At 34.0% G+C, this 15,680-nt stretch carries 14 protein-coding genes; 8 read left to right on the top strand and 6 right to left on the bottom strand.

What is annotated here, in order from left to right; all coding sequences use genetic code 11:
• Positions 1-3 precede the first annotated feature (3 nt).
• Positions 4-1,575: a S1C family serine protease gene (locus tag AC2UOP_RS04555; RefSeq protein ID WP_484832792.1), complete on the bottom strand. Its 1,572-nt coding sequence runs from the start codon at positions 1,573-1,575 to the stop codon at positions 4-6.
• Between the two features lie 95 nt (positions 1,576-1,670).
• Here AC2UOP_RS04555 and AC2UOP_RS04550 point away from each other — a divergent pair, with 95 nt between their 5' ends.
• The 3 genes from AC2UOP_RS04550 (at position 1,671) to AC2UOP_RS04540 (ending at position 3,898) form a co-directional block, all read left to right on the top strand.
• A complete protein-coding gene (locus tag AC2UOP_RS04550) occupies positions 1,671-2,426 on the top strand; it encodes an exodeoxyribonuclease III (protein ID WP_484832791.1) in 756 nt (251 codons plus the stop codon).
• A 69-nt stretch (positions 2,427-2,495) separates the two neighbouring features.
• A complete protein-coding gene (locus AC2UOP_RS04545; protein ID WP_484832790.1) occupies positions 2,496-3,329 on the top strand; it encodes a G5 and 3D domain-containing protein in 834 nt (277 codons plus the stop codon).
• Positions 3,326-3,898: a YdcF family protein gene (locus AC2UOP_RS04540; RefSeq protein ID WP_019214062.1), complete on the top strand. Its 573-nt coding sequence runs from the start codon at positions 3,326-3,328 to the stop codon at positions 3,896-3,898. Before AC2UOP_RS04545 ends, AC2UOP_RS04540 begins: the two co-directional genes overlap by 4 nt.
• A 118-nt stretch (positions 3,899-4,016) precedes the next feature.
• On the opposite strand, the gene AC2UOP_RS04535 is transcribed toward AC2UOP_RS04540, so the two are convergent.
• The 3 genes from AC2UOP_RS04535 to AC2UOP_RS04525 form a co-directional block, all read right to left on the bottom strand.
• A complete protein-coding gene (locus AC2UOP_RS04535; RefSeq protein ID WP_484832789.1) occupies positions 4,017-5,576 on the bottom strand; it encodes an ABC transporter transmembrane domain-containing protein in 1,560 nt (519 codons plus the stop codon).
• A gap of 23 nt (positions 5,577-5,599) precedes the next feature.
• Positions 5,600-7,255, bottom strand: a complete 1,656-nt coding sequence (locus tag AC2UOP_RS04530; RefSeq protein WP_484832788.1) for an ATP-binding cassette domain-containing protein — start codon at positions 7,253-7,255, stop codon at positions 5,600-5,602.
• 187 nt (positions 7,256-7,442) lie between these two features.
• A complete protein-coding gene (locus tag AC2UOP_RS04525) occupies positions 7,443-7,688 on the bottom strand; it encodes a GlsB/YeaQ/YmgE family stress response membrane protein (protein WP_484832787.1) in 246 nt (81 codons plus the stop codon).
• A gap of 90 nt (positions 7,689-7,778) precedes the next feature.
• Here AC2UOP_RS04525 and AC2UOP_RS04520 point away from each other — a divergent pair, with 90 nt between their 5' ends.
• From AC2UOP_RS04520 to AC2UOP_RS04500, 5 genes are all read left to right on the top strand, one after another.
• Positions 7,779-8,276, top strand: coding sequence for a GAF domain-containing protein (locus AC2UOP_RS04520; protein ID WP_484832786.1), 498 nt, complete (start codon positions 7,779-7,781; stop codon positions 8,274-8,276).
• A gap of 108 nt (positions 8,277-8,384) precedes the next feature.
• Positions 8,385-9,500, top strand: coding sequence for an ABC transporter substrate-binding protein (locus tag AC2UOP_RS04515; protein WP_484832785.1), 1,116 nt, complete (start codon positions 8,385-8,387; stop codon positions 9,498-9,500).
• Positions 9,501-9,596: 96 nt separating this feature from the next.
• Complete coding sequence (locus AC2UOP_RS04510) at positions 9,597-11,261, top strand: ABC transporter permease (RefSeq protein WP_484832784.1); 1,665 nt, start codon at positions 9,597-9,599, stop codon at positions 11,259-11,261.
• On the top strand, positions 11,262-12,224 hold the full coding sequence (locus AC2UOP_RS04505; RefSeq protein ID WP_484832783.1) for an ABC transporter ATP-binding protein: 963 nt from the start codon (positions 11,262-11,264) through the stop codon (positions 12,222-12,224).
• Positions 12,187-13,395, top strand: a complete 1,209-nt coding sequence (locus AC2UOP_RS04500) for a glycosyltransferase family 4 protein (protein ID WP_484832782.1) — start codon at positions 12,187-12,189, stop codon at positions 13,393-13,395. Before AC2UOP_RS04505 ends, AC2UOP_RS04500 begins: the two co-directional genes overlap by 38 nt.
• A 49-nt stretch (positions 13,396-13,444) precedes the next feature.
• Here AC2UOP_RS04500 and AC2UOP_RS04495 read toward each other — a convergent pair whose 3' ends face one another.
• Positions 13,445-14,611, bottom strand: a complete 1,167-nt coding sequence (locus tag AC2UOP_RS04495; protein WP_484832781.1) for a Fic family protein — start codon at positions 14,609-14,611, stop codon at positions 13,445-13,447.
• Between the two features lie 263 nt (positions 14,612-14,874).
• On the bottom strand, positions 14,875-15,678 hold the full coding sequence (locus AC2UOP_RS04490) for an Mrp/NBP35 family ATP-binding protein (protein WP_249242398.1): 804 nt from the start codon (positions 15,676-15,678) through the stop codon (positions 14,875-14,877).
• Between the last annotated feature and the right edge of the window lie 2 nt (positions 15,679-15,680).

Below are 15,680 nucleotides of genomic sequence, written 5' to 3'. Positions count from 1 at the left end.
TAATTAGTTTTTGTTCATGCTCGTAAACTTGATTTTAACGTCCATTTCCTTGCCATTTCTATTAATCTTTAGAGTGGCTTCGTCACCAAGATTGTAGCCGAACATTATTGACTTAAGTGTATTAACATCTGTAACTTCTTTGTCATCTACCTTTAGTAGTATGTCGCCTGCCATGATACCAGCTTTGTCAGCCGCAGTACCACTTGCAACGCTTAAGACGATAACGCCCTTATTTGTGTTTAATTTAACTCTTAGAGCTGCTTCATAATCTTTTGCATTATAGATAGAAACGCCTAGTTGAGCTGTTTGTGCCTTGCCTGTCTTTAAGATTGAATTCAAAACGCCTTTAATCATATTGATAGGTATGCTAAAACCAAGGCCTTCTGCGTTAGTAAGCTTAACTGTGTTAATGCCAATGACTTCGCCTTTTGAGTTTAGTAACGGTCCACCAGAGTTTCCTGGGTTGATGGATGCATCTGTTTGAATTAGATTATTTATAACTTGATTTTCTACTTTTATAGTTCTATCCTTACCAGAGATAACACCAGAAGTAACTGTTCTGTTAAAATCAAGACCTAGTGGGTTACCTATGGCGATGGCGATTTGACCGATTTGTACTTTGTCTGAATCACCAAGTTCAGCAACTGGAAGATTCTTTGCATTTATCTTGATTATGGCAAGATCCATGTCCTTATCCATCCAAACTATCTTTGCTTTATGTGTTGAACCGTCGTCAAGTAAAACGTTTATCTTGCCGCCTTTACTTTGCTTTTTATTATCTTTATTTTTGCTGTTGTAATCATAAGCGTTGTCATTGTCACTGTCATTGTTATTATTTTCTTCGTCATCATCATCTTCATCTACATCTTCATCGTCAGTTTTTCTTTGCTTATCGCCCTTTGATCCGCCACCAAAAGGAAATTCATTTCCAAATGGAAAATCATCAAAAGCGTTATTTTTTTCTTGAACTTCTGAGTTAACAACGTGAGCGTTTGTGATGATATAGCCATCTGAATTAACTATAACGCCTGAGCCAGTGCCCTTTCCTAAAGCTTGTCTACCAAAAAAGTCTCTCGAAATCACTTGAGTAGTTATACCTACAACAGATGGTATAGCCTTCTTAGTCGCTGCTTCAACTATTTCAGTCGGTTGATCAATTGTAATCTTTTGTGTATCATTCTTCGCTTCGCTGCGCATATAGTTATATACATCGTTTGCCTTGTTAAACATGTAAGCTCCGCCAAAACCTGTTAGCGTGCCAAAGAAAATCGCAAATATTATTGACCAGATAAGAACACCTGTTCCATAGCGCTTCTTTTCTTTTTTATTTACCTCGTTATAAGAAAATTTTGCTCTGCTTGCTTGAGGCCTATCATATTGATTTGCCCTCCTGTAAGTTTTTCTTTCATAAGTAAAATCATCATCAGATGAAAAATCATTGTCATTGTCATTATTATTATCATTGCTATTGCTATTGCTATTGTCATTGTAATTGCAATTGTCATCACAATTATCATTATTTTCAATAATTTCTTCATCATCAATAATTTCATTGCCAAATTCATCAAATTTCATAATTTATTCCTCCTTTTGTTTTTCTGTCTTTATTATAAACGTCTTTTGTGATAGAATGGTGATAAGGATGTGAAAATTTTAAAAGAGGTGATTAAATGAAATTTATTTCGTGGAATGTTAATGGTATAAGAGCCGTCCTTAAGAAAAACTTTAATGAGTTTTTGGATGACACTATGGCTGATATATACGCATTTCAAGAGACTAAAATATCAGAAGGAATACTTATAATGGAGCGTGAAGGATATCACGAGTATTGGAACTACGCTGAAAAGAAAGGTTATTCAGGAACCATGATACTTACTAAGACTGAGCCAAAAAATGTGACTTATGGTCTTGGCATAGCTGAGCATGATACTGAAGGAAGAGTTATTACTCTTGAATACGATGATTTTTTCTTTGTTAATGTTTATACGCCAAACGCTCAAAATGAGTTAAAAAGAATAAAATACAGACAAGAGTGGGAAGATGCTTTTAGAGAATATCTTAATGGTTTAAGAAAAACTAAGGGCGTTGTTGTTTGCGGCGACTTAAACGTAGCTCACAACGAGATTGACCTTAAGAATCCAAAAGAAAATAGAGGCAAGGCAGGTTTTTCTGATGAAGAGAGAGAAAAATTTAATTTGCTACTTGATTCGGGTTTCATCGATACATTTAGATACTTCTACCCTGATCTTGAAGATAAATACTCATGGTGGTCATACAGAACAAGAGCAAGATCGAGAAACGCTGGCTGGAGAATTGATTACTTCTTAGTATCAAAAGAGCTTGAAAGCAATATCAAAGACGCAGCAATCCTTGATGATGTCATGGGTTCAGACCATTGTCCAGTCTCACTTGATATAGAATTTTAGCCTCGATTTGACAAAAGTGCTTTAATTTTGTTATAATAGCATATATTAAAAAAATGAAAGGAGAAGACTATGAGAAAATTAATTAATTTTATTTTATTCTTATTAATAGTATCAAGTCTTTCTTTCGCTAAAGATGCTAAAAATCACGTATATGAGATTGATAACAATGGAGTCATTAAGACATATAAAACTTCATGCACTACAGTTAAAGAGCTTTTAGATGATCTAAAGATTAAAATTGATGATATTGACATCGTCATACCGTCTTTAGATACAGAGCTTAAGAGTGAAGGAAAGATTAGTATAATAAAGGTAGAGATTAAAGTCGTTGAAAAAGAAGTAGATGCACCTTTTAAAACTATTAAGAAGAAAAACAAAGAACTAAACCATAATCAAAGCAAGATTTTAGTTCAAGGAGTAAACGGCAAGAACAAAGTCAAATGCAAAGAGTATTATGCAGGTGACAAACTTATTAAAGAAGAGATAATTCACGTTGAAACTATAGTTAAGCCTATTGACCAAGTTTTTGAAGAAGGCACAAAAGATGTTTTCACTAACGATAGAGGCGACTTTACAGCAAGAAAATCTTTTAAAATGGTAGCAACTGCTTATGAAGCTGGCTTCCAATCAACTGGCAAGAGGCCTGGTGACAAAGGCTACGGCATAACTGCTTCAGGCGCAAGAGCTAAAAGAGGCACAGTTGCTGTTGATCCGCGTGTAATACCTCTAGGCACCAAGCTATATATCAAGAGCTTAACACCAGGTATTCCTGATTATGGCTTTGCAATCGCTCAAGATACTGGCGGCGCTATCAAGGGCATGAGAGTTGACCTTTTCATGGATACAGTTTGGGAGTGCATGCAATTTGGTAGAAGACCAGTAATGGTGTATATATTAAAATGATAAAAAAACTAATTAAGCTATTAATAAAAATATTTTTAGCTTTGGCAATAGTTTTGGAGCTCTTAGTTATTTTTAATAACAGCAAGAGACCTACTACTTCGCCTGAGTACATCATAGTACCAGGAGCAAGATGCAAGAACAATGAGCCGATGCTCGCACTAAAGTATAGGCTTGACGCAGCGTATGAGTACTATACTATAAATGGAGGCGCAAAGATAATCACTACAGGAGCTGAGAGTCAGGGCGAAAGCATAAGCGAGGCGATGATAGCAAAAAACTATCTTGTATCACTTGGAGTTGATGAAAGTGACGTCATCACCGAAGAGAACTCTAAAAATACTATAGAAAATCTTGAGTTTGCAAGCGACATAGCCGGTAAAGATAAAAATTATTTAATCGTGTCAAACGGCTTTCACATGTTTAGGCTCGATTTAATAAGTAAATACATCGGAATCAAGCACGAGCTGTACTCAGCCAAAACACCACAAGATATACTAGTCAAAAACTATTTACAAGAAGTCGCATCGATATTTTATTTAGCGTTTAAGATAGTGACAGGAAAAGTTTAATAAGATTATATTAGGCAGAACGATTTGGTTCCGCCTTTTTCATGCAAAAAATGGATAAGAAAGTAGATCCTATCCATTTATAAATCTCAAATATTATTACTTGTCAAAAATATTTAATTTATATAGCAATGCTCTTTGTAAAATACTTTTCGTCAATGTATTTATGGTCAATAGTAATAATTGTTTTTGATCTTAAATATTTCATAGTGTCATCAAATATCTCATAGAATAGCGTCTCGTCAAGTCCTGTGCTTATCTCATCAAAGATATATAGCTCGCAGTCCTTGTATAAGGCCCTTGCTAGTAATACTCGCGTCTTCTCGCCGCCAGATAGAGTGCTACTATCAAAACCAATATTATTTAAGCCATATTTTTCAATAACTTCATTTAGTCTACATATCTTTATAATCTCATTGAGTTTGTCCTCGTCAACTTTAGATTTGAATGTGATATTATCAATGATTGACATGTTAAACAATTTATTCTCCTGAAAAACTGCTGATAAAGATATCATTTGATTTTCTTTGCCATCGACATAAACATGACCTGAAGTCGGCTTATACATATTAGTAATTAGTTTTGCGATGGTCGACTTACCCGAACCAGTTCTGCCGTTAATCTTTAATTTATCATTTTTATTTATAATCAAATTAAAATTATTTAGAATCTGATTATCTCCATATTTTAGTGAAACGTCCTTAAATTGAATTTCGTTAAAGTCTTCGATTAAATCAATATTTTCTCTATCTATGCTGTTGAAAGTCTCATCTATTCTTTTAACTGAGTTTTTAAAAGCGGATATTTCTTTTTGATTTTCTATGATATTAAATATTGGATCAGTGATCATCGATGCATATAATATGATGGCGATTAGCGCTCCTACAGAGAGACTGCCTTGGCTAACACGCATACCTCCAATAAAAATTAGAGTTGCCATAATCAGATTAAACAATAAACTTACAAGTGCTTGAGAAACATTTTTAATATTTACAATTTTTTTGTCAAGCTTAGTTAATTCATGATTCTCTTCGTGAAACTCACTTGTAAAAACTTTCTCTTTATTAAATAGTTTTATATCTCTAGCTCCAACAATAATGTCAAAAAATTTATTAATTACGTTAAGTCTTTGAATTTGGCTCTTTTCAGATGCTGTCTCTGAACTCTGTAAAATCTTTTGAATCACTACTGTCGATATGGCAGATATGATAATCATCGCAAATAGCATTATATAGTCATAATTTATAATTATAATGGAACCAATTATAAAGCTTGATATCGAAAAGCCTAAATCAAATATTAATGATATTAGTTTATCATCAAGCGATTTTAAATCGTCGATAATAACATTAAAGACGTTACTGCGTCCAGCTTGCTCTAATTGTTCAATCTTTGTACTAAGAATACTTTCAACAATCTCATCTTTTATATCTCTATTCAAATTCAATTCAAATTTCGATCCGAAATTTACAAGAGCTATTTTAAACATATTGACTAAAATATAAACAAGCGAATAAAGTATTATGTATTTAATAAATTCGCTCTGATTTCCCAATGTTAAATAATCTATAACTTTTTGAATAAAAACCATAGGAAATATGCTCAAACTACCTACGATTATACCTGTAATAAATAGCAATAAAATTTTAGAAAAATTCTTTTTATATTTATCTCTTATCATAATTGCCTCCTATATATATATCATTAACTATTTTTTGCCAATATATATTCTTGCTTGGTATATACATCTAAAACTTTGCCTTCTTTTATTCGAATTATATAATCAAAATAGTCAATATTATCTGTGCCAAGATCGTGCGATACTTCGATATAAATCTTACTATTGTAATTGGAGATAATTTTATCACGAACAAGTTTTTTAGTATAAATATCAATAGCTGACAATCCTTCATCTACTAAAATAATATCTTTTTTAGCTAAGGCACAGGTCAAGATGTTCACTACTTGCTTTTCGCCACCGCTTAGTTCATTACAATTATTTGAATTTACTAACCTATTAACAATAGTCTTAGGTAATTTGTCCAAATAAGAATAAATGTCTTTTTCATCATATGCATTAAAATGTGTAACTTGTTCAAGAAAAGGTACTGAAAAAACATGTGAGTTTTGAGTAATATAAAAAACTTTTTCTGAAGCAAATTCAGACAAATTATTACTTATGCTTTCATTGTTTATATAAATGTCCCCTCTATCGTGCTCAATTTGTCCAACAATGGTCTTTAGTAGTGTTGACTTACCACTGCCACTTTCACCTATTATTAGATATTTATTTCCTGATTTAAATTCAATATTTACTGGACCTAAATAAAAATCATTTATTGCATATTCTAAATTTTCTAATTTCAAAGAAGATATTTCATTATACTCAGGCAGTATGCAGCTATCTTCTTTTTCATTTTCTAAATACTCATTTCCTATTTCTTTTGCTTCTCTAACGATTTCCTTGCAAGAGTTTATTGCATTTACATCGTTTAAAATATATTTAATAGGATAAATAAAGCTTTCAATATAAGCAAATGTTGCAACCCCTGCTCCAATGGTAATTTCACCCCTAATAAGTAAATAGCCTACCATTATAAATGCTGTAAGACTAACTAAATCCATAACAAAACCGTTAACAATATTAACAAAAGTTTTAAATTTGCCAAATGCTAATTTTTGGTCTTCTGTTTCAGATAGTCTTTGGTAATGATATTTCGTTATTCCATGTTTTGATGCTTCATCTAGTCCCATATGTCCCAAGTAAAAATCGTTTAAAATGTCAGTATAATTACCAAAACTATCTTGATAAAATTTTCTTTTTTCTGCTAATTTCTTAGCAGTTATTTTAGGGACTATTACACTTATAAGCGATGCTAAAATAATAGCAATGGCTATCCTATAGTCCACAAAAACAACTAAGGAAACTGTATATATAAGTAATTGAACAATAGATTTAATTATATCGACATATGTTGATAAATATTCATCTTCTATGATTTCAACATTATTATTTGTTATAGTTAAATATTCACCAACGCTTTTTTCTTTAAAGACGTAGTTAGGTCTTCCGAAAATTGACTTGAAAATAATGTCTTTCGTATACTTAACGAATTCCTTATCCCTCTTCCATTCATTGTATTGTGATATAAATTGAAATATAGCGCTACCTAATATTAACGCCAAATATGTAAATCCCAAATTTATTAATAAATTTTTAGTATTATTACCTATACCGTTAAACAATTCTTTTTGAACATATGGTATTAACGCTATACACATAGTATATAATAGTGAAAAAATAAGTTCTATTATAGTTGATGTTTTTATTTTTTCCAAAATTTTGATTTTAAATTTCATAATTGCCTCCTATTATATATAATGTTTTGCTTATTAATTCTCATTGTAATAAATATATTATATCACATTTTTTTCAAAACCAATATTTTACTTATTTTTTAAATCTATTAAACGACACTTAGCTTTATTTGTGCAAATAAAAAACTCTTGAGACACGACCCAAGAGTTCTTCATATAATTAAATCTATTATCTTCTTCTTCCAAAAAACATATTAACTATCCAAATTAGTACAACTGCGCCGACAACGCCAACGATTACATCATTAACGAAGCCTCCTTTTGCCTCAAAGCGTGCGATTTTGGCAATCCATCTACCAATGCCGCCGCCTATGATTCCAGCTAATATATTTTTGATCCAGCCCATTTGTTTATCAACCTTCATTATTAATGAAGCAATCCAACCTGATAAAGCTCCTACTATAATTGAATACATAGTATCTCCCCCTTTTTATACTATTACCCAAAAACACAAAATTATTTACAAAATAACGTATTTATGTTAATATTCTCTTGAGGTGATTAAATGATTGACATAAGTAGAGCGAATAATTTAAGTAAAGAGGATAAATATAAGCTTGCCATCGAGATGATTAGGCGCCAATTTCAAGAGGAAACGAATTTTATAGCGAATCTTGCAAATACGGCTGCCATTATATATCACTTGATTGATGGCGTGTCATGGTCGGGATTTTATTTATACGACGGAACTAATCTTGTACTTGGTCCCTTCCAAGGCAAACCCGCTTGTAACAGGATAATGCTTGGTAAGGGTGTTTGCGGCACTGCTTACTCAAATAAAAAGACTATTGTCGTCGATGATGTTAATAGCTTTGCTGGCCATATTGCATGTGATTCTCTGAGCAAAAGTGAAATTGTCGTTCCTATATATAATATGACTCGCGGCGTTGGCGTTTTGGACATTGACTCGTATGAATATAGTAATTTTGATGCCACTGACAAAGAGTATTTAGAAAAAATTGTTGACTATATTGTAAAACATAGTGATACGTCACTTAGATAAAAGAAGTATAAATATTTTCTATAGCTATAGCACTCAATATTTAATAAATCAATATATCTTGATTATTTATTAAATTTCTGTTACAATATCGTCTGGAGGGATAAACTAATGAAAAGAAAATTTTTAGTATTGTTATCAATTTTAATCATGGCTTCACTAGTAATAGTTGGCTGCGGTAAAAAAGATAACAACGAAGAAAAACCAGCTGAAGAAAACACTCAAACTGAAACAGCTGAAAACACAGAAGAAAATAAAGAAGAAGAAAATAAAGATGCTCAAAACTTTGAAGGCAAAACTTTAAATGTTGTTGCTACAAGTGATTCTTATGTACCTTTATTTGATAAGTTTACTGAAAAAACTGGTGCTAAGGTAGAATTCTTATCTATGTCAAGCGGTGAAGTTATTTCAAGAACTAAGGCTGAAGGCAAGCCAATGGCTGATCTTTGGTTCGGAGGCGGACTTGACGCTTTCATGGCAGCAAGAGATGACGGTCTTCTAGAAAATTATACTTCTGATGTAACTGCTACTGTTCCTGAAGAATACAAGGACAAAGACGGCGCTTACATCTCTAAGGGTATCACTGTTGTTGGCTTCATCGTTAACAACGCTATCCTTGAAGAAAAAGGCTTAGAAGCACCTAAGACTTGGAAAGATCTTGCTGATCCTAAATACCAACACTTAGTTATCATGAGTAACCCAGCTATATCAGGAACTAACTATGCAGCTCTTAAGGGCTTACTAGACATCTACGGCGAAGAAGAAGGCTGGAAAGTATTTGAAGGCATCAACAATAACATTGACTTCTACTCAAAGAGAGGTAAAGACCCACAAGAAAAAACTGTTCAAGGCGAATTCGCCATCGGTATAATTCCTGCTGATAAAAAAGCATTTGACGCAGCTAAAGACAATAACTTAACAGTTATATATCCAGAAGATGGCGTTTGCTGGGTACCAGAAGGAGTTGCTATATTCAAAGGTAGCGAAAACGTTGACGTTGCAAAGGCTTTCATCGACTTCATGTTAAGTGAAGACGCTCAAAAGATGATCGCTGAAATCGACGGAAAAGACTCTAACCAACTTATCGTTCTTGGCATCCAAGGCTACGACCTAGGTTTACCAAAGGACAGACTAGTTAAGGAAGATCTATCAACATTCGGTTCAGACAGAGAAAGAATATTAGAAAAGTTTAACGAAATTTCAAAAGGTAAAACTGAAGACAAATAAGTTAAATAATACTATAGTGTGATAGTTTTTACTGTCACACTATTTTTTTACATATTAGGCATGGTCCTAAATTATTGATATAGAGGAGTTTTTTTTATGAAAAAGATTAAATCATCTAAGTTAATAGACATAGCACTAGCATCTGTGCTATCGGCACTAGTCGTGATCTTTATACTCATTCCCTTCTTGGCAGTTTTTAAAGAGAGCTTTTTTGTAGATGGATCTTTTTCGCTTGAACACTATCAAAAAATTCTCTCAAACAAAAAACTTATCATAAATACATTTAAGATGGGCGCCTTGACAACCATAGTCGCGACACTTTCATCATCTTTCGTAGCTATATATTATTATCTATCGAAGAAAAAAATAAAAACGCTAATCATACTTATACTTTCAATCACGCTGATAAGTCCTCCCTTTGTCTCGTCGCTAAGCTATATAACTCTTTTTGGCAGACGCGGGATAATCACTTACAAACTCTTGGGTCTAAACATGAACCCTTATGGCATGTGGGGCATAGTATTTATGCAGGCTCTATCGGATTTATCGCTAAACAGTCTTTTGCTCATAGGTTTTCTTCAAAGTCTTGATAAAAATATAATTAATTCGGCAAGAAGCTTAGGAGCTAGCACTAATGACATAATCATGGATATAATTGTTCCAGCGATGAAAAATGGTATCAAAGCTGTCATGATGCTTAGCTTTTTTAGAAGTGTAGCAGATTTCGGCACTCCAGCCATAATCGGAGGCAATTACGAAGTTTTAGCTCTTGAAAGTTATTTCGAGGTAATTGCCAATGGCAATCTTGGCAGAGCAGCTGCCATGAACGTGTTTATACTAGTTCCAACACTAATTATATTTTTATTTTCATCAAAGATAGTTAAATCAGGTACACTCGCAAGCGGCTCAGCAAGTAAAGAAGAGGTTCCTCTTAAAAGAAATGGTATTTTGTATTATATTATAAGTGCCTTTGCAATATTTTTTATTTTTTGGATAGTATCTTTATATGCGTCAATAATTTTAAACGCTTTTACTAAGATGCGTGTCGGCGAACTTGTATTTACTCTTGATAATTTTAAAGATACCAAGGTTTTTATAGGCGGCGTCGCACTTAGAAGTATTATTTATAGTATAATTTCAGCTATTGGCGGCACTTTTATAGGTCTTTTGATCGGCTATTATTTAATAATTAAAAGGTATAAATATATGAAGGTCATTGATACGATAGCAAATCTGCCATACATCATACCAGGAACATTCTTTGGTCTAGGTTATCTATTGTTCTTCAGGTCGCCTCCTATTGCAATAACTGGAACAGCGGCGATAGTTGTGCTTAACGTTTTATTTAAGCAGCTGCCATTCTCTACAAGGGCATCGGGTGCAGCAATGCTTGACATTGACACGAATATGCTTAACTCGATTAGAGACTTGGGCGGCTCATCCATAAACGAAATTACTGACGGAGTTTTGCCTCTTTCAAAAAATTCTATAATGATTTCGATGATAAATGCATTCACGACAACCATGACAACTGTCGGAACAATAATCTTCCTTGTTTATCCTAGCAAAAAACTGATGACGCTCGTTATGTTTGACGTTATTCAAAGCGGAAAATATGGTGTTGGCTCAGTTATCGCCTTCTACATCATACTAATTTGCCTTGCTTTTAACGTTAGTTTAAGGCTATTGATGAGCAGAAATTTTAGAGAAAATATTAAAAATAAATTTAAAAAAATATTTTTAAGAAAGGATGTGAAGTAAATGTTTTTAGAAGTGAATAATATTTCCAAAAAATATGATGACAAATACGCGATAAAGGACGTGAGCTTCTCTTTGGAGGAAGGCAAGTTCCTTTGTTTACTTGGACCGTCTGGCTCGGGTAAATCAACTATACTTCACTCAATTGGGGGCTTTATCAAGCACGATGGAGACATAGTTTTGGCTGGCAAGAGTATAAAAGACCTTTCACCTGAAGATAGAGACGTTTCGACCGTTTTCCAAAGCTTCGGCCTCTTCCCTCACATGAATGTTTTAAAAAATGTTATGTATGGACTTAAATTTAAGGAAAAAGATAAAACAAAAAAAGAAAAAGAAGCTGAAGCTAGAGAAGTTTTACGCGTCGTAGGACTTTCTGGATACGAAAAAAGATATCCATCGGAGCTATCAGGCGGAGAAAAACAGCGTGTTGCTCTTGCAAGAAGCCTTGTAGTTAGACCAAAACTCTTACTTATGGACGAGCCACTAAGCTCGCTTGACGCAAAACTTCGCACTGAAATGCAATTTGAAATAAGACGAATACAAAGAGAGTTTAACATAACAACCATATTTGTAACTCATGACCAAAAAGAAGCCTTTGTTATGGCGGATGAGATCATCATCATTAATCACGGCGAGATAGCTTCCCAAGGCGCTCCAAAAGATATTTACAATCATCCAAAAAATGAATTCACTCTTGATTTTATCGGCAATAAAAATATTATCAAGGATAAATATGTAAGGCCTGAAAAAATTCGCCCTGATGCAAATGGCGAAGAGTTTATTATTAAAGACATAACTTTTAATGGCGAGACCATTGAACTAGATATAGAAAATAATGAACATAAACTTGAGATGCTGATTTTAAACGACGACGTCGACTATAAAATTGGCGATAAAATTAAGGTTAAATATGAAATGGAGGACATAGATGAGAGTACTACACGTCTTGACACAGCTTCCTGCTAAAACTGGTAGTGGTGTTTACTTTGCAAATTTAATATCTGCCTTTAAGGCGGCTGGCACTCAAAACGCTGCCATATACGGCGCTGAAGAAAAGCACAGAGACTTAATCGATGTAGATGCGGATGTGATAGAAGAAGTTTTATATGACACAGATGAAGTGCCTTTCCACATCTGCGGTATGAGCGACATCATGCCATATAAGTCGACTGTATACAGCGAAATGAGTGAAGAGATGATAGATACAATGCTTAATGCCTTTCGCAAGAGACTTGTTAAAGTGAAAAATGAATTCAAGCCAGACTTAGTTATCTCTCACCACCTAATGTTTTTGACAGATCTTGTTCGTGAAATTTTTGATGATGTAAAAGTCGTTGGCATCAGTCACGGAACTGACATGAGACAAATTATACAGCACGAAAGATTTTTAAATAGGCTTACTCATCTTAAGGACCTTGATCAAGTTTTGACCGTAACACCAGCTGAGCACGAGCAAATTGCGGATATACTTGGCATAGCTAAAGAAAAAATTCACTTAGTTGGCGGCGCTTATAACGACAAAGTCTTCTACCCTAATAAAAATCATAAAAATGATGGCAAGATAAGACTCATGTTCGCTGGCAAAATCGTTGAATCAAAAGGCATTTTTGCCCTAGCAGCGACACTTCCATATTTAGAAAAAAATCATGACAATGTTGAGATGCACATCATAGGAAACGCATCAGATGAAGATAAAGAAAAGATGATGATGGAGGCAAATTACTCTAAAAATTTATATATAAGAGACGCTGAAAATCAATTGCTTATGGCAAAAGATTTAAGACGCTCAGATATATTCATCTTGCCGTCATACTTTGAAGCCCTTGGTTTAGTTGCGATAGAGGCACTTGCCTGCCACAAATTAGTAGTCGCTTCAGAGATAGACGGACTAAGACAATTGCTTGGCGAAAAACTTGTAAACAGCGGAATAATCGAATTTACAAAGCTTCCTCGTATACGTGACGTCGATAAACCATATACAGAGGACATTCACGCCTATGTCGAAAGACTTGCCGCAAATATAGAAAAGCAAATAGCTAGACTAGATGATAATTTATTCACAGAAGAAATTTCAAGAGATTTGCATGAATATTCTTGGAAAAACCTTGGTAAACGTATTTTAAGTATAATTAAATAGTTACTCACACATAAAAAAACGCCTCATTATCGAGGCGTTAATTTTTTATCTATAAAATTATTTCTGTTCCTTCTCTTAATACAGCTAAGTAAGCTTCATACGAGAACACTTTATTTCTTTCCTTATTATTATCTTGCTTAAGTATATCCAAATCCATAAGCGCATCAACAATTGATTTTACAGTGTTGTAGGCAAGCTCAAGCTCTTCGGCTGCACCCTTTATATCAATTATAGGTTTTGCTAGGAGATGTCTATAAAGCTTCATTATATTTATCTTTCTTCTATCACTTATGTTTAGGCTATTTATTTTATCTTCATCAGAATTTTTAAGCTCAATAAGCTTATCGGCGCTCTCTATCGCTGATTTTGATGAAATATATACACCACGCACAAAAAATTTAATCCATTGCTCATAGTTACCGCTATCTCGAACCGCCGTCATCCTATCATAGTACTCAATTCTATGTTCCTTTAAATAATACGATAGATACAAAGCTGGCGTCTTGATAGTGCCCTTATATAGTAGATATAAAACTATAAGTAACCTGCCTATCCTGCCATTGCCATCTAAGAATGGATGTATGCTTTCAAACTGATAATGCACAAGAGCCGCGTTTATCAGCGCATCGTATGGTGCATCGTCATTTATAAACATTTCTAAATCTGACAAAGCTTCTTTCATATCGTCAATATTTGGCGGTATATACCTTGCAGTAGTGATATTTGAGTTCTTTGAGCCAATCCAATTTTGGCTGCGTCTAAACTCGCCTGGATTTTTCTCATTGCCTCTTACGCCCGAAAGCAAAATCGCATGCGTCTCCAAAAGCAGTCTATTGCATAGTGGCAATGTATTTAATCTATCTATAGCGTAGTTCGCCGCCTTTTCATAGTTAACTACTTCTTCAACGTCTTCATTGATGCTCTCATCGCGATTCACTTCAAAGATGTCCTCAAGCGTTGCCTGAGTGCCTTCAATTTGAGATGAAAGGAGCGCTTCCTTCTTCACATACATCGATATAAATAAATTCATATCAGGAATTTTCTCTGCCCTATCGTCCAAAATGGCAAGCATCTTATGTGCATCTATTATTAAATTGTTAAGCTCGTTGTCAATTGCAATAGCAGGCTCTGGTGGCAGTGGACTTGGTCTGAATGAATAGTACTCGCTTATCCCAGAAAGATTTTTTATTAATTTACCCGCTCTTTCTTTACTCATATGATCAGCTCCAATTTGAAATAGTGATTACATTATATACTTCTTATTTCAAAAAGTCAAGAGTTTCTGAAATAAGGATTGTATTTTTGCTTACTTATTTCAAATAATCAACATTTTCTGAAATAAGAATTCATTTTTTGCTTTCTTATTTCAAATCAAAACAAAAAAACAGAGTACGAAAATCATACTCTGCTATGTGTTTTAATAAAATTTCTTTATAAATTTTATATATAAATATTTTTCTTTTATATTTCTTTGAAAAATTATTCTTCTAGTGCTTTTACTATGCCATCTAATTCATTTTCGATAAGTATATCTGCTTGGCCAAGGTCTATGTACCTTGTGTTCTCTGGTTTTAGTGCTAGTGCCGCATAATCTTTCACGCCAAATTTTTCAGCTAGTGCCGCTGCTTTTGGCGCGCCGAAGATGTAGTGCTTCTTTTGGCACTCGTCGCAGATGAAGTAAGCCATGTTCTCAACTAATCCATATACCTTGATATGCATTAAGCCAGCCATCTTAAAGGCTTTTTGAACTATCATATCAACAAGCTCTTGGCTCGATGTAACTATAACTAGTCCGTTTAATGGATACAATTGATATATACTTAGCTGTATATCTGATGTTCCTGGCGGCATATCAACTAAAAGATAATCAAGTTCGCCCCAGTTAACGTTTTGGTAGAATTGTCTTAGAACGCCCATCAGCATAGGTCCTCTCCAAACAAGTGGATCTGTTTCGTGCTCCATAAGTAAGTTCATTGACACGACTTTAACTCCATTAGCCGCTTCAGCCGGCTCAATGTTTACGCCGTCTTCAGAATAAATCATGCCATGAAGGCCGTAAGATGCTGGTATTGACGGTCCTGTAAGGTCCGCGTCAAGTATACCTACCTTGTAGCCTTTTTTTGCTAAAGCGTTCGCAAGTAGCGTAGTTACATAGCTTTTGCCAACTCCGCCCTTTGCGCTCACGACACCTATTACCTTATTTATCTTTGATTTATCATTCGCTTGTAATTTTTCAAATGCGCATTTATCTTTGCATGCCTTGCAATCACTATCACAGCTCATCT

This window comes from Fenollaria sp., assembly GCF_057222035.1.
Note: the sequence above shows the minus strand (reverse complement) of the source record. Positions and strands in the feature narration are given on the sequence as shown.

Bases quoted from the DNA above. Each gene is read 5' to 3' on its own strand.
- AC2UOP_RS04520 (WP_484832786.1), top strand. From the start codon at position 7,779: ATGATTGACATAAGTAGAGCGAATAATTTAAGTAAAGAGGATAAATAT.
- AC2UOP_RS04530 (WP_484832788.1), bottom strand. From the start codon at position 7,255: ATGAAATTTAAAATCAAAATTTTGGAAAAAATAAAAACATCAACTATA.
- AC2UOP_RS04545 (WP_484832790.1), top strand. From the start codon at position 2,496: ATGAGAAAATTAATTAATTTTATTTTATTCTTATTAATAGTATCAAGT.
- AC2UOP_RS04515 (WP_484832785.1), top strand. From the start codon at position 8,385: ATGAAAAGAAAATTTTTAGTATTGTTATCAATTTTAATCATGGCTTCA.
- AC2UOP_RS04535 (WP_484832789.1), bottom strand. From the start codon at position 5,576: ATGATAAGAGATAAATATAAAAAGAATTTTTCTAAAATTTTATTGCTA.
- AC2UOP_RS04555 (WP_484832792.1), bottom strand. From the start codon at position 1,575: ATGAAATTTGATGAATTTGGCAATGAAATTATTGATGATGAAGAAATT.
- AC2UOP_RS04540 (WP_019214062.1), top strand. From the start codon at position 3,326: ATGATAAAAAAACTAATTAAGCTATTAATAAAAATATTTTTAGCTTTG.
- AC2UOP_RS04490 (WP_249242398.1), bottom strand. From the start codon at position 15,678: ATGAGCTGTGATAGTGATTGCAAGGCATGCAAAGATAAATGCGCATTT.
- AC2UOP_RS04550 (WP_484832791.1), top strand. From the start codon at position 1,671: ATGAAATTTATTTCGTGGAATGTTAATGGTATAAGAGCCGTCCTTAAG.
- AC2UOP_RS04525 (WP_484832787.1), bottom strand. From the start codon at position 7,688: ATGTATTCAATTATAGTAGGAGCTTTATCAGGTTGGATTGCTTCATTA.
- AC2UOP_RS04495 (WP_484832781.1), bottom strand. From the start codon at position 14,611: ATGAGTAAAGAAAGAGCGGGTAAATTAATAAAAAATCTTTCTGGGATA.
- AC2UOP_RS04510 (WP_484832784.1), top strand. From the start codon at position 9,597: ATGAAAAAGATTAAATCATCTAAGTTAATAGACATAGCACTAGCATCT.
- AC2UOP_RS04500 (WP_484832782.1), top strand. From the start codon at position 12,187: ATGAGAGTACTACACGTCTTGACACAGCTTCCTGCTAAAACTGGTAGT.
- AC2UOP_RS04505 (WP_484832783.1), top strand. From the start codon at position 11,262: ATGTTTTTAGAAGTGAATAATATTTCCAAAAAATATGATGACAAATAC.